At 57.3% G+C, this 18,639-nt stretch carries 22 protein-coding genes; 11 read left to right on the forward strand and 11 right to left on the reverse strand.

Going from position 1 to position 18,639, the window contains the following annotated elements:
• The first annotated feature begins 77 nt into the window (after window positions 1-77).
• Entirely contained in the window at window positions 78-1,424 is a 1,347-nt protein-coding gene (gene pmbA / locus AC1MEE_RS29665) for a metalloprotease PmbA (protein ID WP_480412972.1), read from the forward strand.
• Between the two features lie 144 nt (window positions 1,425-1,568).
• Here the strand turns inward: pmbA and AC1MEE_RS29670 are convergent, their stop codons facing one another.
• The 11 genes from AC1MEE_RS29670 to AC1MEE_RS29720 all read right to left on the reverse strand — a co-directional run bounded on the left by AC1MEE_RS29670 (window position 1,569) and on the right by AC1MEE_RS29720 (window position 10,381).
• Entirely contained in the window at window positions 1,569-2,807 is a 1,239-nt protein-coding gene (locus AC1MEE_RS29670; protein WP_480412973.1) for an ISL3 family transposase, read from the reverse strand.
• 537 nt (window positions 2,808-3,344) lie between these two features.
• Entirely contained in the window at window positions 3,345-3,617 is a 273-nt protein-coding gene (locus tag AC1MEE_RS29675) for an HPr family phosphocarrier protein (protein WP_480412974.1), read from the reverse strand.
• A gap of 16 nt (window positions 3,618-3,633) precedes the next feature.
• Window positions 3,634-4,491 (reverse strand): RNase adapter RapZ, encoded by an 858-nt coding sequence (gene rapZ / locus AC1MEE_RS29680; protein WP_480412975.1) that lies wholly within the window; start codon window positions 4,489-4,491, stop codon window positions 3,634-3,636.
• A 2-nt stretch (window positions 4,492-4,493) separates the two neighbouring features.
• Window positions 4,494-4,958: a PTS IIA-like nitrogen regulatory protein PtsN gene (gene ptsN / locus AC1MEE_RS29685; protein WP_480412976.1), complete on the reverse strand. Its 465-nt coding sequence runs from the start codon at window positions 4,956-4,958 to the stop codon at window positions 4,494-4,496.
• Window positions 4,959-4,970: 12 nt separating this feature from the next.
• Window positions 4,971-5,279, reverse strand: a complete 309-nt coding sequence (gene hpf / locus AC1MEE_RS29690) for a ribosome hibernation-promoting factor, HPF/YfiA family (protein WP_065832888.1) — start codon at window positions 5,277-5,279, stop codon at window positions 4,971-4,973.
• A gap of 79 nt (window positions 5,280-5,358) precedes the next feature.
• Entirely contained in the window at window positions 5,359-6,849 is a 1,491-nt protein-coding gene (locus AC1MEE_RS29695) for an RNA polymerase factor sigma-54 (protein ID WP_480412977.1), read from the reverse strand.
• A 185-nt stretch (window positions 6,850-7,034) separates the two neighbouring features.
• Window positions 7,035-7,760 carry an LPS export ABC transporter ATP-binding protein gene (lptB, locus tag AC1MEE_RS29700; protein ID WP_480412978.1) on the reverse strand — a complete coding sequence of 242 codons (726 nt, stop codon included), beginning with the start codon at window positions 7,758-7,760 and terminating at the stop codon, window positions 7,035-7,037.
• Window positions 7,760-8,302, reverse strand: coding sequence for a lipopolysaccharide transport periplasmic protein LptA (lptA, locus tag AC1MEE_RS29705; protein WP_480412979.1), 543 nt, complete (start codon window positions 8,300-8,302; stop codon window positions 7,760-7,762). The genes lptB and lptA overlap by 1 nt, the downstream gene beginning before the upstream one ends.
• Complete coding sequence (gene lptC / locus AC1MEE_RS29710) at window positions 8,289-8,861, reverse strand: LPS export ABC transporter periplasmic protein LptC (RefSeq protein ID WP_480412980.1); 573 nt, start codon at window positions 8,859-8,861, stop codon at window positions 8,289-8,291. The genes lptA and lptC overlap by 14 nt, the downstream gene beginning before the upstream one ends.
• A gap of 9 nt (window positions 8,862-8,870) precedes the next feature.
• Window positions 8,871-9,395 (reverse strand): 3-deoxy-manno-octulosonate-8-phosphatase KdsC, encoded by a 525-nt coding sequence (gene kdsC, locus AC1MEE_RS29715; RefSeq protein ID WP_480412981.1) that lies wholly within the window; start codon window positions 9,393-9,395, stop codon window positions 8,871-8,873.
• An 11-nt stretch (window positions 9,396-9,406) separates the two neighbouring features.
• The gene (locus AC1MEE_RS29720) at window positions 9,407-10,381 is read right to left on the reverse strand and encodes a KpsF/GutQ family sugar-phosphate isomerase (protein ID WP_480412982.1); all 975 of its coding nucleotides are present in this window, start codon (window positions 10,379-10,381) and stop codon (window positions 9,407-9,409) included.
• Window positions 10,382-10,690: 309 nt separating this feature from the next.
• On the opposite strand from AC1MEE_RS29720, the gene AC1MEE_RS29725 reads away from it, so the two are divergent.
• The 10 genes from AC1MEE_RS29725 (at window position 10,691) to hisC (ending at window position 18,620) form a co-directional block, all read left to right on the forward strand.
• A complete protein-coding gene (locus AC1MEE_RS29725; protein WP_480412983.1) occupies window positions 10,691-11,500 on the forward strand; it encodes an ATP-binding cassette domain-containing protein in 810 nt (269 codons plus the stop codon).
• A complete protein-coding gene (gene mlaE, locus AC1MEE_RS29730; protein WP_480412984.1) occupies window positions 11,500-12,297 on the forward strand; it encodes a lipid asymmetry maintenance ABC transporter permease subunit MlaE in 798 nt (265 codons plus the stop codon). Before AC1MEE_RS29725 ends, mlaE begins: the two co-directional genes overlap by 1 nt.
• Window positions 12,297-12,764, forward strand: a complete 468-nt coding sequence (mlaD, locus tag AC1MEE_RS29735; protein ID WP_480412985.1) for an outer membrane lipid asymmetry maintenance protein MlaD — start codon at window positions 12,297-12,299, stop codon at window positions 12,762-12,764. The genes mlaE and mlaD overlap by 1 nt, the downstream gene beginning before the upstream one ends.
• 11 nt (window positions 12,765-12,775) lie before the next feature.
• Complete coding sequence (locus AC1MEE_RS29740) at window positions 12,776-13,429, forward strand: MlaC/ttg2D family ABC transporter substrate-binding protein (protein WP_480412986.1); 654 nt, start codon at window positions 12,776-12,778, stop codon at window positions 13,427-13,429.
• Window positions 13,426-13,734 (forward strand): STAS domain-containing protein, encoded by a 309-nt coding sequence (locus tag AC1MEE_RS29745; RefSeq protein WP_480412987.1) that lies wholly within the window; start codon window positions 13,426-13,428, stop codon window positions 13,732-13,734. The genes AC1MEE_RS29740 and AC1MEE_RS29745 overlap by 4 nt, the downstream gene beginning before the upstream one ends.
• Window positions 13,735-13,843: 109 nt before the next feature.
• Window positions 13,844-14,083: a BolA family protein gene (locus AC1MEE_RS29750; RefSeq protein ID WP_480412988.1), complete on the forward strand. Its 240-nt coding sequence runs from the start codon at window positions 13,844-13,846 to the stop codon at window positions 14,081-14,083.
• Between the two features lie 22 nt (window positions 14,084-14,105).
• Window positions 14,106-15,371 carry a UDP-N-acetylglucosamine 1-carboxyvinyltransferase gene (murA, locus tag AC1MEE_RS29755; RefSeq protein WP_480412989.1) on the forward strand — a complete coding sequence of 422 codons (1,266 nt, stop codon included), beginning with the start codon at window positions 14,106-14,108 and terminating at the stop codon, window positions 15,369-15,371.
• Window positions 15,372-15,477: 106 nt separating this feature from the next.
• Window positions 15,478-16,113: an ATP phosphoribosyltransferase gene (hisG, locus tag AC1MEE_RS29760; protein ID WP_219062288.1), complete on the forward strand. Its 636-nt coding sequence runs from the start codon at window positions 15,478-15,480 to the stop codon at window positions 16,111-16,113.
• 123 nt (window positions 16,114-16,236) lie between these two features.
• Complete coding sequence (gene hisD / locus AC1MEE_RS29765) at window positions 16,237-17,571, forward strand: histidinol dehydrogenase (protein WP_480412990.1); 1,335 nt, start codon at window positions 16,237-16,239, stop codon at window positions 17,569-17,571.
• The gene (gene hisC, locus AC1MEE_RS29770) at window positions 17,568-18,620 is read left to right on the forward strand and encodes a histidinol-phosphate transaminase (protein ID WP_480412991.1); all 1,053 of its coding nucleotides are present in this window, start codon (window positions 17,568-17,570) and stop codon (window positions 18,618-18,620) included. Before hisD ends, hisC begins: the two co-directional genes overlap by 4 nt.
• The last annotated feature ends 19 nt before the right edge of the window (window positions 18,621-18,639 follow it).

The raw sequence follows: 18,639 nt of genomic DNA on the forward strand, positions 1-18,639 counted from the left end.
ATAACCAGTCGGGGGCCGCTTGTCCGGCCCGGTCGGTATTCGGCCTGTGCCGAAAGCAGAATTTGATGGAGAAAGTCATGAGTGAATCTCAAAGCGTCGGCCCGCAAGCGTTGCCGGTACTGCAAGAACAAGTCGAACACATCATCGCCGAAGCCAAGCGTCAGGGCGCCAGCGCCTGTGAGGTCGCGGTATCGCTGGAGCAGGGCCTGTCGACTTCGGTTCGTCAGCGCGAAGTAGAAACCGTCGAATTCAACCGCGATCAGGGTTTTGGTATCACCTTGTATGTCGGCCAGCGTAAAGGCTCGGCCAGCACATCGGCCAGTGGCGCTGACGCCATTCGCGAAACGGTCGCTGCTGCGTTGGCGATCGCCAAACACACCTCCGAAGACGAAAGCTCGGGTCTGGCCGATGCCGCGCTGATGGCCAAGGAACAGCCGGATTTCGATCTGTTCCACGCGTGGGATATCAGCCCGGAACAAGCTATCGAACGCGCTTTGATCTGTGAAGCGGCGGCGTTCGATGCCGACAGTCGGATCAAAAATGCCGATGGCACCACGCTCAATACCCACCAAGGTTGCCGCGTGTATGGCAACAGCCACGGATTTATCGGCGGCTATGCCTCGACACGTCACAGCCTGAGCTGCGTGATGATCGCAGAGGGCGAAGGGCAGATGCAGCGCGACTATTGGTACGACGTGAATCGCCAGGGTGAGCTGCTGGCGGACGCACAAAGCATTGGTCGCCGCGCGGCAGAGCGAGCGGCTGGCCGGCTGGGTGCGCGTCCGGTACCGACATGCGAAGTCCCGGTGTTGTTCTCTGCGGAATTGGCGGGTGGCTTGTTCGGCCATTTCCTGTCGGCCATTTCTGGCGGCAATCTGTACCGCAAATCGTCGTTCCTCGAAGGCACCATGGGTCAACGCCTGTTCCCCGAATGGCTGACTATCGACGAACGGCCGCACTTGATGCGTGCCATGGGCAGCTCGGCGTTCGACGGCGATGGCCTGGCAACCTACGCCAAGCCATTCGTGGAAAACGGCGATCTGGTCTCCTATGTCTTGGGCACTTACTCCGGGCGCAAGCTGGGCTTGCCGAGCACCGCCAACTCTGGCGGCGTGCATAACCTGTTCGTGACCCATGGGGTTGAAGATCAGGCAGCGTTATTGCGCCGTATGGGGCGCGGTTTGCTGGTCACCGAGTTGATGGGCAGTGGTTTGAACATGGTGACGGGCGACTACTCCCGTGGCGCGGCGGGTTTCTGGGTCGAGAACGGCGAAATCCAGTTCCCGGTTCAAGAAGTCACCATTGCCGGCAATCTGCGCGACATGTTCAAGCAGATCGTCGCCGTTGGCAGTGATCTGGAACTGCGCAGCAATATCCGGACTGGCTCGGTGTTGATCGAGCGAATGATGGTGGCGGGTAGCTGATCCATCAGTGCGCCTTATGCTCCCCGCATGAGGCGCCTTGTTCGAGCTTCGGTTGAACATCTGCGCCCTCGGCGACCGCTTCGCGGTCGATCGCAGACAAATCAGCTCTTATCAAACAAGGGGCTTCACCGGATCAAGTGGGTGTTATGAGTTTTGGAGACGTTCCGGGTATAAATCCAAACCACCAAAATGAAAGTAAATGGCATTGCGAAAACGCTCCCGATTTCGAAACCCGCAAGAGCGTTGCTTGAGCCGTTGAATGCGTGCGTTCATGCTTTCTGCATGACCGTTATGCAGGTTCAACACGATGGCGTTGACGATGCCCCACAGTCGTCGCTTGATCGTTTTGGCGACTTTCCACATCGGTGGCAGCCCACTGTTCAAGGCCCATTCCAGCCAGTGGTTCCACTGTTGTTCGACCTCATCCCGATCCTTACCTCGCCACAACTGCATGGCCAGATCCTTGATCGCCCACGCTTTGGCTGTACGCAACGAACCCTCTCGCAACGACTCGAAGGTTGCCTGTTGCCGCTCGGTCATGTTTTCGGCCCGCTTAAGCCAGACGTATTTCGTGTTCTTGAGCACCGTGGAGCCTGCCTTTAGCAACTCGCGGTTCTCCATATGACGCACCCTGTCCAGCGCCTCACTCAACAGCTTGGCCACATGAAACTTGTCGAACGCTATTTTGTGCATGGCATCCGGAATATGACGTTGGGTCGCGCTGATAAAGGCGGGCCACATGTCCATCGAAACGCCCGTAATAGCTTGCTTCTGGTCGCTATTGAGCTTCGTATAAAACGCTTCCAGGCTCTGGGTGAGGTTGCCGTCTTCCACATGCAAGACCTGACCCGTTGCGGGGTCGGTCACCACGGTGACGTACTCGCGACGCTTTTGAAACGAAGTCTCGTCCACACATATCTGGGTCGGCGATAACGGTTTTCGACGCGCCAATCCGCGTCTGACGGCGCGAGCCATGATCCGGTCAATGCTGCCCCAGCTCGTCTGGAGTTGACGCGAGACCGCCTGAATACTGGCTTCCTGGATCCAGTTGATCACCAATGCTTCAAACATCAAGGTGAAACCTGAACCCGCGTCTGCCCACGGGACCTCGACAGTCACCACGCCATGCTCGGCGCAATGAACTCTGGGCACCTCAGCCTCTAGAATGGTCACGAACTGACACGTATCAAGATGCCGCCAACGACGTTTGCGTTTGTCATAACGCGAAGCGTGCAGGCCACATTGCGGACAGGTGAACGCAGCAGCATCAGATACTCCAACGCCGACAACGACTTGCCCCAACGCACGGTCAAGGTTAACTGCGACCACTTTCCACGGTGCCTGGAGCCCAAGGATTTGGGTGTATAAATCGATATCTCTCATGGGGAGGAGAATAGATTACCCACTCAAAACGGTGAAGCCCCTCAAACAACCTGTAAGTATTTGAAATGTATGAAGTGAATATTTCAAAATTTGTAGGAGCTGACTTGTCTGCGATCCAGTGCGAAGCGCTGGCAAAAATGGTGAATTCACCACCGCTGGAAGGTCCTTCGGCCCTTTTCGCAGACAAGTCAGCTCCTACGCCCTCCGGGCATAATCGAGCCCCAGTTTGCTGCGTGACAGCGCGGCGTCGAAGACGCGGCGAGGCCTCTCATCAAACAACCTGTAAGTGATTGAAATATATGAAGTGAATATTTCGAAATTTGTAGGAGCTGACTTGTCTGCGATCGACTGCGAAGCAGTCGTAAATGGGCTGGACACGATATCGCTGGAAGGTCCTTCGGCCCTTATCGCAGACAAGTCAGCTCCTACGCCCTCCGGACGGAATCGAGATCCAGTTTGCTGCGCGAAAGCGCTGCGTCGAAGACGGGCGGAATCTCCTACTTGAGATTTGTGCCTTTCCCCCTCGACCTGATGCTGTCACTCGCCTTCATCAAACCGGTTGTTGATCAGTTCGATCAAGCCGTCCAGCGCTGCCTGGTCGTCTTCACCTTCGGTGTGCAGGTGGATGTCGGTGCCTTTACCGGCAGCCAGCATCATTACGGCCATAATGCTTTTGCCGTCAACCATGCTTTCAGCGTTGCGACCCACTCTGATCTGGCAGGGGAATCTTCCGGCGACGCCGACGAATTTGGCGGCGGCACGCGCGTGCAAGCCAAGCTTGTTGATGATGGTGATTTGACGAGCGGGCATCGCGATGAAGGTCCTTTCAGCTGAGGTCGCGGTGGCGAACCTGAACGTTCTTGAGGGATTGTTGCAGGACCTGGCCCAGGCGCTCGGTCAGGTAGACAGAGCGGTGGTGCCCGCCGGTGCAGCCAATGGCAATAGTGACGTAGGCGCGGTTGCTGGCGGCGAAGCGCGGCAGCCACTTATTCAAGTAGGTATAGATGTCCTGAAACATTTCTTCGACATCCGGCTGGGCTGCCAGGTAGTCCATCACGGGTTGATCGAGCCCGGATTGTTCGCGCAGTTCAGGCTTCCAGTACGGATTGGGCAGGCAACGCACGTCGAACACCAGGTCGGCGTCCACTGGCATGCCGCGCTTGAAACCAAACGACTCAACCAGAAACGCAGTCCCCGGCTCCGGCTTGTTCAGCAGGCGCAGCTTGATCATGTCGCGTAACTGGTAGAGGTTCAGGAGCGTGGTGTTGATTTTCAGGTCAGCCAGATCGACGATCGGTCCGAGCAGGTTGCTCTCGTCACGTATCGCTTCGGCGAGCGAGCGGCTGGCGCTGCTCAGTGGGTGGCGACGACGGGTTTCCGAGAAGCGTTTGAGCAGGGTTTCTTCATCAGCGTCTAAATAAAGCACATCGCACTGGATATGGCGGCTACGGACTTCTTCCAATAACTGCGGAAAGCGCGACAAATGGCTCGGCAGGTTGCGCGCGTCGATGGAGACGGCGACCAGGGGTTGAGCCAGTTCGGTGTGAATCAGGGCACGTTCAGCCAGCTCGGGAAGCAGGCCGGCCGGGAGGTTATCGATGCAGTAGAAGCCATTGTCTTCCAGCACATCGAGTGCGGTGCTCTTACCGGAGCCGGATCGGCCGCTGACGATGATCATTCGCATGATTAATGACCGTTCTGCACGTCCAGCACCACTTTATAAAGCGCTTCATTGCTTTCGGCGCTGCGTAGACGGGTGCGCACGTCTGCGCGGTCGAGCATGCTGGCGATCTGGCGCAGCAACTCCAGGTGTTCATCGGTGGCTGCTTCGGGGACCAGCAAAACAAAAAGCAGGTCCACCGGTCTGCCATCGATGGCATCAAAGTCCACGGCGTCATTGAGCAACACGAGGGCGCTGATGGGTGTCGAGCAGCCAGTCAGTCGGCAGTGAGGAATGGCGATGCCATTGCCGAAACCGGTCGAGCCCAGTTTTTCACGGGCGAAGAGGCTCTCTAACACGGTTTGCGAATTCAGATCAGGCACTTCACTGCCGATCAAAGCTGCAATTTGTTCGAGTACACGTTTTTTACTGCCGCCCGACACGTTCACAAGTGAACGGCCGGGAGTCAGGATATTTTCAAGTCGGATCATGGGTTGGGAGTGTTAGCGAGCCGTCGCACCTTTAAGGATGTTCTGCTGCTTTTCCTTATGCTTGAGCAATTGTCTGTCCAGCTTGTCAGTGAGTAGATCGATTGCCGCATACATGTCGTCATGTTCTGCGTTAGCGACTACCTCCCCACCATGGATGTGCAGCGTGGCTTCGATTTTCTGCTTCAGTTTTTCGACCGCCATCGTTACCTGCACATTGGTAATCTTGTCAAAGTGCCCTTCAAGCTTTTTGAGTTTGAGCTCAATGTATTCGCGCAGGGGCTTCGTAACCTCAAGCTGGTGTCCACTGATGTTGACTTGCATACAGCTTCTCCTTCGTTGCCAGTGCATATAGAAGCAGGCTTGGTGCCTACCACTGTAACGCTGCGGCGTTAGGCCATCATCACATCAATCGCTTGCGCTCACTCGAAGGCGCGATCCCAAGTGATTCGCGGTATTTGGCGACTGTGCGACGGGCTACCTGAATGCCTTGTGCCTCCAGTAAACCAGCGATCTTGCTGTCACTCAACGGCTTTTTCTGATTTTCCGCGGCAACCAGTTTTTTGATGATCGCGCGGATGGCTGTGGATGAACACTCACCGCCCTCAGAGGTGCTTACGTGGCTGGAAAAGAAATATTTCAGTTCGTAAATGCCGCGAGGGGTATGCATGAATTTTTGCGTGGTCACCCGTGAAATCGTCGATTCGTGCATGCCGACCGCTTCAGCGATGTCATGCAGGACCAGTGGTTTCATCGCCTCGTCGCCATATTCGAGAAAGCCGCGCTGATGCTCGACAATTTGCGTGGCCACTTTCATCAGCGTTTCGTTGCGGCTTTGCAGGCTCTTGATGAACCAGCGGGCCTCCTGCAACTGATTGCGCATGAAGGTGTTGTCGGCGCTGGTGTCGGCCCTGCGAACGAACCCTGCGTACTGTGGATTGACCCGCAGACGGGGCACGGACTCTTGGTTGAGTTCCACCAGCCAGCGTTCGTTGTCCTTGCGTACGATCACGTCGGGCACGACGTATTCGGCCTCGCTGGATTCGATCTGCGAGCCTGGACGCGGGTTGAGGCTCTGCACCAGCTCAATGACTTGGCGCAGCTCGTCTTCCTTGAGTTTCATGCGCCGCATCAGTTGAGCGTAGTCACGGCTGCCGAGCAGGTCGATGAAATCGCTCACCAAACGCTGTGCTTCAGCCAGCCAGCGGGTTTTCGCGGGCAGCTGGCGTAGTTGCAGGGACAGGCATTCGCTCAGGGTGCGGGCGCCGATCCCGGCGGGTTCGAATTGCTGGATACGGTGCAGAACTGCTTCGATTTCATCCAGCTCGACATCCATTTCCGGATCGAACGCATCGAGGATTTCCTCGAGCGACTCGTCGAGGTAACCCTGATTGTTGATGCAGTCGATCAGCGTGACGGCGATCAGCCGGTCGGTGTCGGACATCGGTGCCAGGTTCAACTGCCACAGCAGATGGCTCTGCAGGCTCTCACCGGCCGAGGTGCGCGTGGTGAAGTCCCATTCGTCATCATCGTTGCTGGGCAGGCTGCTGGCGCTGGTCTGGTAGACGTCTTCCCAGGCGGTATCGACTGGCAATTCGTTGGGAATACGATCGTTCCATTCGCCATCCTCCAGGTTATCCACCGTCGGGGCGGTTTCCTGGTAGGTCGGTTCCTGAACGTCAGGATTGGGTTTCTCTATGTTGTCGGCCAGCGGATCAGCGTTGTCGAAGTCGTCGCCTTCTTCCTGGCGCTCGAGCATAGGGTTGGACTCCAACGCTTCCTGGATTTCCTGTTGCAGATCCAGGGTCGACAATTGGAGGAGGCGGATGGCCTGTTGCAGCTGCGGTGTCATCGTCAGCTGCTGGCCCATTCTCAGGACTAGCGATGGTTTCATGGCAGGGGCTTAACACCTTATTCGCCGGCGCACATGCGCCATCCACTACAGGGCGCCGAAGCGCCAACTTAAGCAAATTATATGCCTGAAACCTAAGTGTTTGCCTAGAGTGTGCTGACAATTAATGTTTTTGTCAGCGCTAACCCTAGTGTCCGTCGCCGATGAAGAGCGAAACACCGCAGAACTTACAGGCGGAATTCATGGCCGAGGTAAACCTCTTTAACCAGTTGGTTAGCCAGAATGGTTTCTGCATCACCTTCAGCGATCAGTTGCCCATCGTTGACGATGTAAGCGGTTTCACAGATATCCAGGGTTTCACGAACGTTGTGATCGGTGATCAGTACGCCGATGCCCTTGGCTTTCAAGTGATGGATGATCTGTTTGATATCACCGACCGAAATCGGGTCGACACCTGCAAAAGGCTCATCAAGCAGGATGAACTTGGGCGAAGTCGCCAGGGCGCGAGCAATTTCTACACGGCGGCGTTCACCACCGGAGAGGCTCATGCCCAGGTTGTCGCGAATATGGCTGATGTGGAATTCCTGCAGCAGGTTTTCCAGTTCCTTGCGGCGTGCCGTGCGGTCGAGTTCCTTGCGGGTCTCGAGGATCGCCATGATGTTGTCGGCAACCGACAGCTTGCGGAAAATCGAAGCTTCCTGCGGCAGATAGCCAATCCCGGCGCGCGCGCGGCCGTGCATTGGCTGGTGGCTGACGTCCAGGTCGTCGATCAGCACCCGTCCCTGGTCGGCCTGGACCAGGCCGACAATCATGTAGAAGCAAGTGGTCTTGCCGGCACCGTTAGGGCCAAGCAGTCCCACGATCTGCCCACTTTCAATGGACAGACTGACATCGCGTACGACCTGACGGCCCTTATAGCTTTTAGCCAGATGCTGGGCTTTCAGCGTCGCCATTACGGGGCCTTCTGCGCGTCGGGTTTGTTTTTCGGCTGGATGACCATGTCGATCCGCGGGCGTGGTGCCGTCACCTTGGTGCCGTTGGCGCGACCGGCGTTGACGATCTGTTTCACCGTGTCATAGATGATTTTTTCGCCTTCGGACGTGTTGCCGTCGTTGATGACCTTGGCTTTGTCGATCAGGACGATCTTGTCCTGTGCGGCGAAGTACTGGATGGTCACGGCGTACGCCTGAACTATGGGCTTGTTCAGGTCTGGCTTCTGCTCGTAGTAAGCGAGATTGCCAACGGAGGTAAACACGTCGACTTCGCCTGTTGGAGTTCGGGTGATGGTCACGGTGTTGCCTGTGATCTTCATCGAGCCTTGGGTGATGATGACGTTGCCTTTGTAGGTCGCAAGGCCCTTCTTGTCATCGAGCTGCGCATCGTCAGACTGGATATGAATAGGCTGATCGCGGTCCGTCGGCAGAGCCCAGGCGCTCACGCTTCCCAGTACTGTGCCCAGGCCGAGCAAAAAAGGGAGGGTTTTAACGAGCCTCATACTGTCCTCTTACGTTGGACAGCAGGTCCATCCTGCCGTCGTTCAAATACGCTTTCATGCCCACGCCGGTAGATACACCACCGAAGCCGTCGATTCTAACGGCTTGCTGGGTCTCCGCATATTGCTTCTGTGGGAATACCGTCATTCGACTGCTGGTAATAATGGTTGTCCGGTTCTTTTCGTCAGTGCGTGCTACGCGAACAGAGTCGATCAGTTCGACCTGGGTGCCTCCGGGCGAGACCTCGCCTTTCAGGCTCTGCACATGCCAGGGGTACGCAGCGCCGCGATACAGCTGCAGATCCGGCTTGGTCAGCAGGGTGACGTCGGAAACCTGGAGATGCTCGACCTTGTCGGTCGTCATATCGTATTGAAGTTTGCCGTCGGGCAGGAACTGCAGGCTGTGAGCGTTCATTGCGTAAAAGTCGATGGCACCCGCGTCAACAGGTGCAGCCTTTTGCTGCAGGAAGGTTTCAGGGCTGATATTCCAGTAGCCTACCGCCGCGAGTAGCAGGGCAAATACACCCAGAATCAAAAATCTGCGGATCTTTTTGCTCAGCATAAATGACTTCTATAAGTAGGCGGCATGGGCCGCTTCAAGGCTGCCTTGGGCGCTCAGGATCAACTCGCAGAATTCGCGAGCTGCCCCTTCGCCGCCGCGAGCCTGAGTAATTCCGTGGGCATGTTGCCGGACAAAGCTGGCCGCATTGGCGACTGCCATGCCCAGGCCGACGCGCCGAATGACCGGCAAGTCTGGCAGATCGTCACCCAGATAGGCGACTTGTTCATAGCTTAGGTTGAGTTGCGCAAGTAACTCGTCGAGAACGACTAATTTGTCTTCGCGGCCCTGATACAGATGCTGGATACCCAGATTCTGTGCGCGTCGCTCGACCACCGGGGTCTTGCGTCCACTGATGATGGCCGTGCGCACGCCCGACGCGATCAGCATTTTTATGCCTTGGCCGTCGAGCGTATTGAATGTTTTGAATTCGCTGCCGTCTTCGAGAAAGTATAGGCGGCCGTCAGTCAGCACGCCGTCGACGTCGAAAATGGCCAGTTTGATGTTCTTGCCGCGTTGCAGCAGATCCGTGGTCATTGCATCGCTCATTACATAACCCCCGCGCGCAGAAGATCTTGCAGGTTGAAGGCGCCGATAGGGTGGTCGTTTTCATCGACGACGATCAGGGCGCCAATCTTGTGGTCTTCCATGATTTTCAACGCTTCGGCCGCGAGCATCTCGGGACGGGCGGTTTTGCCATGGACTGTCATCACTTCGTCGATTGTCGCCTGGCGGATGTCGATGGTGCGATCAAGGGTCCGGCGCAAATCGCCGTCGGTAAAGATCCCGGCCAGACGGCCATCGGCTTCCAGTATGGCAGTCATCCCCAGGCCCTTGCGGGTCATTTCCATCAGTGAGTCGCGCAGCAGTGTGCCGCGCTGGACTTTGGGCAAGTCCTCACCGGTGTGCATGACGTGTTCGACTTTGAGCAACAAGCGTCGGCCAAGGGCGCCGCCCGGATGGGAAAAAGCAAAGTCTTCCGCGGTGAAGCCGCGTGCTTCGAGCAAGGCAACCGCCAGCGCGTCACCCATCACCAATGCAGCGGTGGTCGACGAAGTCGGGGCCAGATTCAGTGGGCAGGCCTCTTGCTTGACGTGAACGTTGAGGTTGATCTCGGCGGCCTTGGCCAGCGCGGAATCCGGGTTGCCGGTCAGGCTGATCATCTTGATGCCCAGGCGTTTGATCAGCGGCAGCAGCGTAACGATTTCAGCCGTCGAGCCCGAGTTGGAGATCGCCAGAATGATATCGTCAGCGGTGATCATGCCCATGTCGCCATGGCTCGCTTCGGCTGGATGAACGAAGAATGCCGTAGTGCCGGTGCTTGCCAGGGTAGCGGCAATCTTGTTTCCAATGTGCCCGGACTTGCCCATGCCAACCACTACAACGCGGCCCTTGCCGGCCAGAATCATCTCGCAAGCGCGTACGAAATCCGCGTCGATATGGGCCAGCAAGCCTTCTACGGCTTCTATTTCGAGACGGATAGTGCGTTGTGCTGTTTGAATCAGGTCGCTGGATTGGCTCATGTCAGAAATCGGTTAGCCTGATGAAAAGGCGGCGATTATAGCGGTAATGACCGATTCCCTCACGCTTGATCGTCGGTCTTTCTTTTATGTCCGGGTAGTTCTGGCGCCAGTGGACAGGTTGCGTTGTCTGGGGAGCGCTTCGCAATTGTTCGAATTATCTGTCTACCCCATGAACGAAAAAGGCTTCTACCGTGGGACGCGCGCGCGCGCAGTGGTATAGTGCGCCGCCAGTTCGGCCCATCCAGCCAGTGCATGCCTTGCGTCATGGACTTGGTGTCTGAGAGTGAGGCCGCATCGCAAGGAGTTTAGATGAGCGCCGATAACGCATACGCGGTCGAGCTGAAGGGTATGACCTTCAAGCGCGGTACGCGCAGCATCTTCGATAATGTTGATATTCGTATTCCACGGGGCAAGGTCACCGGCATCATGGGGCCTTCCGGCTGTGGCAAGACCACTTTGCTGCGTTTGATGGGGGCGCAACTGCGCCCCAGCAAAGGCGAGGTTTGGGTCAACGGTCAGAATTTGCCGGAATTGTCGCGCAGTGACCTGTTCGACGCGCGCAAGCAAATGGGCGTGTTGTTTCAGAGCGGTGCCTTGTTCACTGATCTCGATGTGTTCGAGAACGTGGCCTTTCCGCTACGCGTGCATACCGAGTTGCCCGAAGAAATGATCCGCGACATTGTCCTGCTTAAACTGCAGGCGGTAGGGCTGCGCGGTGCCATCGAGTTGATGCCCGACGAGTTGTCCGGTGGCATGAAACGTCGCGTGGCGCTGGCAAGGGCGATTGCTCTCGACCCGCAGATCCTCATGTACGACGAACCCTTCGTGGGCCAGGACCCGATTGCCATGGGGGTGCTGGTGCGTTTGATTCGGCTGCTCAACGATGCGTTGGGGATTACCAGCATCGTGGTTTCCCATGATCTGGCTGAAACAGCGAGTATCGCTGACTACCTCTACGTGGTTGGCGATGGGCAGGTGCTGGGGCAGGGGACACCGGATGAGCTGATGAATTCGGACAATCCTCGCATTCACCAATTCATGACCGGCGAGCCTGATGGCCCTGTTCCATTTCACTATCCGGCACCGGATTATCGCGAAGATCTTTTGGGGAAGCGCTGATGCGCAGAAAGTCATTACTGGACCGGGTCAGCCTGTTCGGGCGCGCTGCGATCGATATTCTTGCGGTACTGGGGCGTTCCGGGCTGTTTCTGGTTCATGCATTGTTCGGTCGCGGCGGCATCGGCGGCGGTTTTCAACTGTTGGTTCGGCAACTGTATTCGGTTGGCGTCATGTCCCTGCTGATTATTGTGGTCTCGGGGGCCTTCATCGGCATGGTGCTGGCGCTTCAAGGTTTCAGCATCCTGGCTAAATATGGCTCGGAGCAGGCCGTCGGGCAGATGGTCGCGTTGACTCTGTTGCGTGAACTGGGGCCGGTAGTGACCGCCCTGTTGTTCGCCGGGCGCGCAGGTTCTGCGTTGACCGCCGAAATCGGCAACATGAAATCCACCGAGCAACTGTCCAGCCTGGAAATGATCGGCGTCGATCCGCTCAAATACATCATCGCGCCGCGGCTGTGGGCCGGATTCATCTCTCTACCGTTGCTGGCGATGATTTTCAGTGTGGTCGGGATCTGGGGTGGGTCCTGGGTCGCAATCGATTGGCTGGGTGTTTACCAGGGTTCGTTCTGGGCGAACATGCAGAACAGCGTTTCTTTCAGTGACGACGTGATCAATGGTGTCATTAAAAGCATCGTCTTTGCTTTTGTAGTGACCTGGATCGCCGTGTTCCAGGGTTACGACTGTGAACCCACTTCAGAAGGGATCAGTCGCGCCACCACTAAAACAGTGGTGTATGCCTCGTTGGCCGTGTTGGGCCTGGACTTTATTTTGACAGCCTTGATGTTTGGAGACTTCTGATGCAAAACCGCACCCTGGAAACCGGTGTCGGCCTGTTCCTGCTGGCCGGGATCTTGGCTTTGCTGTTGCTGGCCTTGCGGGTCAGTGGCCTGAGCGTAAGCGCGACCAGCGACAGCTATAAACTTTATGCCTACTTCGACAATATCGCCGGTTTGACTGTCAGAGCCAAGGTGACCATGGCCGGTGTGACCATCGGCAAGGTCACTGCAATCGATCTGGATCGCGATAGCTTTACCGGTCGGGTGACGATGGAGGTCGAGAAGAAGGTGAATAATCTGCCATCGGACTCCACTGCGTCGATCCTTACCGCCGGTTTGCTGGGCGAGAAATACATCGGCATCAGCGTGGGTGGGGAACAAGCCCTGCTCAAAGACGGCAGCACGATTCATGACACCCAGTCTTCGCTGGTGCTTGAGGACCTGATCGGCAAATTCCTGCTCAACACTGTGAGTAAAGACGCCAAATGAGGAGTTTCTCTATGATCTCAACCTTGCGCCGTGGTCTGCTGATATTGCTGGCTGCCCTTCCATTGGTAGCCAACGCAGCGGCTGACCAGACCGCACATGACCTGGTAGATCGCACAACCAAAGAGTTGCTGAGCGATCTGGCAGCCCATAAAGATCAGTACAAATCCAATCCAGGCGCCTTCTACGATGCCTTGAATCGTATCGTCGGTCCGGTGGTGGATGCCGATGGCATCTCGAAAAGCATCATGACCGTCAAGTATTCGCGCAAAGCGACGCCTGAGCAGATGCAGCGTTTCCAGGAAAACTTCAAACGCAGCCTGATGCAGTTCTATGGCAACGCGTTGCTTGAGTACAACAACCAGGGCATCACGGTGTCCCCGGCCAAGGATGAAGGCGACACGCGTACCAGCGTTGACATGCAGGTTAAAGGCAATAACGGCGCCATCTATCCTGTGACCTACACACTCGAGAAGATTAACAACGAGTGGAAAGTGCGCAACGTCATCATCAACGGCATCAACATCGGCAAGCTGTTCCGTGACCAGTTCTCCGACGCCATGCAGCAAAATGGCAACGACCTTGATAAGACCATCAATGGTTGGGCAGGCGTAGTCGCCAAGGCCAAGGATGTGGCCGATAAAGCGGCAGAGAAGCCAGCCCAATGAGTGAGACAGCTGTTCGTCTTGGCGCGGCGGGTGAGTTGCACCTGAGCGGCGTGCTCGACTACCGCACCGGGCCGGCCTTGCGCAAGCAAGGTCAGGCCCTGATCAAGGCCAGCGATGCGCCGGCCCTGATTCTGGACTGCTCCGCCGTGGAGAAGTCCAGCAGTGTCGGCCTGGCCTTGCTGCTGGCGTTCATGCGTGACGCCAAGGCCGTAGGAAAGATTGTCAGCATTCAGTCTCTGCCGGACGACATGCGCGAAATCGCCCAGGTGTCCGGGTTGACTGAGTTGTTTGAGCAACATCAATAGGCTGTCAAAAAAGCTTTCCGTCCGAGTCCCATAATCCGGGGTTCGCAGCGAGTGGGCTTTTTTGTATGATGGCCGACCCGCGCGCGTAGGGCGCCGATTGAGGTTTAGCATGCAGGCCGTAGAAGTTAAAAGCTTCCTTGAAGGAAAGCTGCCAGAAACCCAGGTAGAAGTTGAAGGCGAAGGCTGCAATTTTCAGCTGAATGTGATCAGTGACGAACTGGCTGCCCTGAGCCCGGTCAAACGTCAGCAGCAGATCTATGCCCATTTGAACCCCTGGATTGCCGATGGCAGCATCCATGCGGTCACTATGAAATTTTTCAGCCGCGCTGCATGGGCCGAGCGCACCTGAGCCAATTGGCGTCGAGATTCTTATGGATAAACTGATGATTACTGGCGGGGTTCGTCTTGATGGCGAAATCCGCATTTCCGGGGCGAAGAACTCCGCCCTGCCGATTCTTGCTGCAACCTTGCTGGCCGATGGGCCGGTGACGGTGTGCAACCTGCCACACCTGCACGACATCACCACCATGATCGAGCTGTTCGGGCGCATGGGCATCGAGCCTGTGATCGACGAAAAGCTCAGCGTTGAAATCGATGCTCGCACCATCAAGACCCTGGTCGCACCGTACGAGCTGGTGAAAACCATGCGTGCCTCGATCCTGGTACTGGGTCCGATGGTCGCTCGTTTCGGTTACGCGGAAGTCGCATTGCCTGGCGGTTGCGCCATTGGTTCGCGTCCTGTCGACCTGCACATCCGTGGTCTTGAAGCCATGGGCGCGAGCATCGACGTCGAAGGCGGTTACATCAAAGCCAAGGCGCCAGAAGGCGGCTTGCGTGGCGCGCACTTCTTCTTCGATACCGTCAGCGTGACCGGTACCGAGAACATCATGATGGCGGCGAGCCTGGCCAACGGCCGTAGCGTGCTGCAAAACGCTGCCCGCGAACCGGAAGTGGTCGACCTGGCCAACTGCCTGATCGCCATGGGTGCGAAAATCACGGGTGCCGGTACTGACACCATCACCATTGATGGCGTTAAACGCTTGAACGGCGCTACCTACAAGGTGATGCCCGACCGTATCGAGACAGGCACCTACCTGGTAGCAGCCGCTGCCACGGGTGGTCGCGTCAAGCTCAAGGACACCGATCCCACCATTCTGGAAGCGGTGCTGCTCAAGCTTCAGGAAGCCGGCGCTGAAATCACTACCGGTGCTGACTGGATCGAGCTGAACATGCATGGCAAGCGGCCGAAGGCTGTGAATGTGCGTACCGCTCCGTACCCTGCGTTCCCGACCGATATGCAAGCGCAGTTCATCGCGCTCAATGCGATCGCTGAAGGCACTGGTGCAGTCATCGAAACCATCTTCGAAAACCGCTTCATGCACGTGTACGAAATGCACCGCATGGGCGCGCAGATTCTGGTTGAAGGTAATACTGCCGTTGTGACCGGCGCTGAATTGCTCAAAGGTGCGCCAGTCATGGCGACTGACCTGCGTGCTTCGGCCAGCCTGGTGATCGCGGCACTGGTTGCCGAAGGCGACACGTTGATCGATCGCATTTACCACATCGACCGTGGTTATGAATGCATCGAAGAAAAACTGCAGATGCTCGGCGCCAAGATCCGTCGCGTTCCGGGCTAGTGCGTGTGTATTGATCGTTCTGCACTAATGTCCTGAATCTGAATTCGTTCAGTACAGGACACATGAGGCACAAGGATGTGCCCATTGCCAAGGACTTACGTTTCCCATGTTAACCATCGCACTGTCCAAGGGCCGCATTCTTGACGACACCCTGCCGCTTCTCGCTGAAGCAGGCATCGTGCCGACCGAGAATCCGGACAAGAGCCGCAAGTTGATCATCCCCACGACTCAGGCCGATGTGCGCTTGCTGATCGTACGCGCCACTGATGTGCCGACTTACGTCGAGCATGGCGCCGCCGATCTGGGCGTCGCCGGTAAAGATGTGCTGATGGAATACGGCGGCCAGGGTCTTTACGAACCGCTGGACCTGCAGATTGCCCAGTGCCGGTTGATGACGGCCGGTGCCATCGGCGCGGTCGAGCCAAAAGGCCGTCTGCGCGTAGCGACCAAGTTCGTCAACGTGGCCAAGCGTTATTACGCCGAGCAGGGTCGTCAGGTCGACATCATCAAGCTCTACGGCTCGATGGAGTTGGCGCCACTGATCGGTCTGGCCGACAAGATCATCGACGTGGTCGACACTGGCAACACGCTGCGTGCCAACGGTCTTGAGCCCCAGGAGCTGATTGCAACTATCAGTTCGCGTCTGGTGGTGAACAAGGCTTCGATGAAGATGCAACATGCGCGCATTCAGGCGCTGATCGACACGCTGCGTAAAGCAGTCGAGTCGCGACACCGCGGCTGACCCACCTGCGCGACGTTGAGTCGCGCCCATCTATCCGTGTCATAGCCAAATTTCTCAGGTGCCTGCGCGGATGGCTTGGTAGCTTAGGCACCTGAGCATTCGCCAATTATTGAGGCCCTCGCTATGACCACTTCCACTGCAATACGCCGACTCGATGCCGCTGACCCAGACTTTGCACGCCATCTGGATCATCTGCTGAGCTGGGAAAGTGTGTCTGACGACTCGGTCAATCAGCGCGTGCTCGACATCATTAAAGCGGTACGCGAGCGCGGCGACGCGGCGCTGGTGGAGTTCACCCAGCGTTTCGACGGGCTTCAAGTCGCGTCCATGGCTGAGCTGATTCTGCCCCGCGAGCGACTGGAGCTGGCCCTGACCCGTATCACCCCGGCACAGCGCGAAGCGCTGGAAAAAGCCGCTGACCGGGTGCGCAGCTACCACGAAAAGCAAAAACAGGACTCCTGGAGCTACACCGAAGCCGACGGCACGGTGTTGGGGCAGAAGGTCACACCATTGGATCGCGCCGGCCTGTATGTGCCTGGTGGCAAGGCGTCTTATCCGTCATCGGTCTTGATGAATGCGATTCCAGCCAAAGTGGCCGGTGTGACCGAAGTGGTCATGGTCGTGCCCACGCCTCGCGGTGAAATCAATGAGCTGGTGCTCGCGGCGGCCTGCATTGCGGGCGTCGATCGCGTGTTCACCATCGGCGGTGCTCAGGCTGTCGCGGCACTGGCTTATGGCACCGAAAGCGTGCCCAAAGTCGATAAAGTCGTCGGCCCTGGCAACATCTATGTCGCCACCGCCAAGCGTCACGTGTTCGGCCAAGTGGGGATCGACATGATCGCCGGTCCTTCGGAAATTCTGGTGGTATGTGACGGCCAGACCGATCCAGACTGGATCGCCATGGACCTGTTCTCCCAGGCTGAACACGACGAAGACGCCCAGGCGATTCTGGTCAGCCCTGACGCCGATTTTCTCGACAAAGTGGCGGCGAGCATCGCCAAACTGCTGCCGACCATGGAGCGCGCCGAGATCATCAACACCTCGATCACTGGCCGTGGCGCCCTGATCAAAGTGGCCGACATGCAGCAAGCCATTGAAGTGGCCAACCGGATTGCCCCGGAACACCTTGAATTGTCGGTGGCAGACCCTGAGGCCTGGTTGCCGCAGATCCGTCACGCGGGCGCGATTTTCATGGGTCGTCACACCTCCGAAGCGCTGGGCGACTATTGCGCCGGGCCGAACCACGTATTGCCAACCTCCGGTACCGCGCGTTTTTCGTCGCCGCTGGGCGTTTATGACTTCCAAAAGCGTTCGTCGATCATCTATTGCTCGGAGCAAGGCGCCTCCGAGTTGGGCAAGACCGCCTCGGTGCTGGCGCGTGGTGAGTCGCTGACCGCCCACGCCCGTAGCGCCGAATACCGGATCGTCGACAATCAAGAACAGGGAAAAAAAGCATGAGCAAATTCTGGAGTCCTTTCGTCAGCAGTCTGGTGCCTTACGTACCAGGCGAGCAGCCGAAGCTGACCAAGCTGGTCAAGCTCAACACCAACGAAAATCCGTACGGCCCATCGCCAAAAGCCTTGGCGGCGATGCGTGCCGAGCTGACCGATGATTTGCGCCTGTACCCGGACCCGAACAGCGACCTGCTCAAGCAAGCGGTCGCGACGTATTACGGCGTGCAGGGCAATCAGGTATTCCTCGGTAACGGGTCCGATGAAGTGCTGGCACACGTGTTCAACGCATTGTTCCGCCACGATCAGCCGCTGCTGTTCCCTGATATCAGCTACAGCTTCTATCCGGTGTATTGCGGCCTGTACGGCATCGCGTTCGACGCTGTGCCGCTGGACGAGCAGTTCCAGATTCGTGTCGAGGATTACGCGCGACCTAACAGCGGCATCATTTTTCCCAACCCGAACGCGCCGACCGGTTGCCTGCTGGCGCTGGACGCCATCGAGCAATTGTTGAAGGCCCATACCGAGTCGGTGGTGGTGGTCGACGAGGCGTACATCGACTTCGGCGGCGAAACCGCTATCAGTCTGGTGGACCGTTATCCGAATCTGCTGGTCACCCAAACCTTGTCCAAATCGCGTTCGCTGGCGGGGCTGCGGGTTGGCCTGGCCGTGGGGCACCCGGATCTGATCGAGGCGTTGGAGCGGGTCAAGAACAGCTTCAACTCTTATCCGCTGGATCGTCTGGCGATCGTTGGCGCCACTGCTGCGTTCGAAGATCGTGAGTATTTCGAGGGCACCTGCAAGAAGGTGATCGACAGCCGTGATGCGTTGGTTGAGCAGTTGGAAGGCAGAGGTTTCGACGTGCTGCCTTCAGCCGCCAACTTCATCTTCGCCCGTCACCCACAACACGATGCTGCGGCGCTGGCGGCCAAATTGAGGGAGCAGGGCGTTATCGTTCGGCACTTCAAGCAGGAGCGCATTGCGCAGTTCCTGCGGATCAGCATCGGCACGCCTGAGCAGAATCAGGCGTTGCTGGATGGATTGGGGGCGCTGTAGTTTTTTGTAGGAGCGCGCT

Source organism: Pseudomonas sp. ASL3 (genome assembly GCF_056680425.1).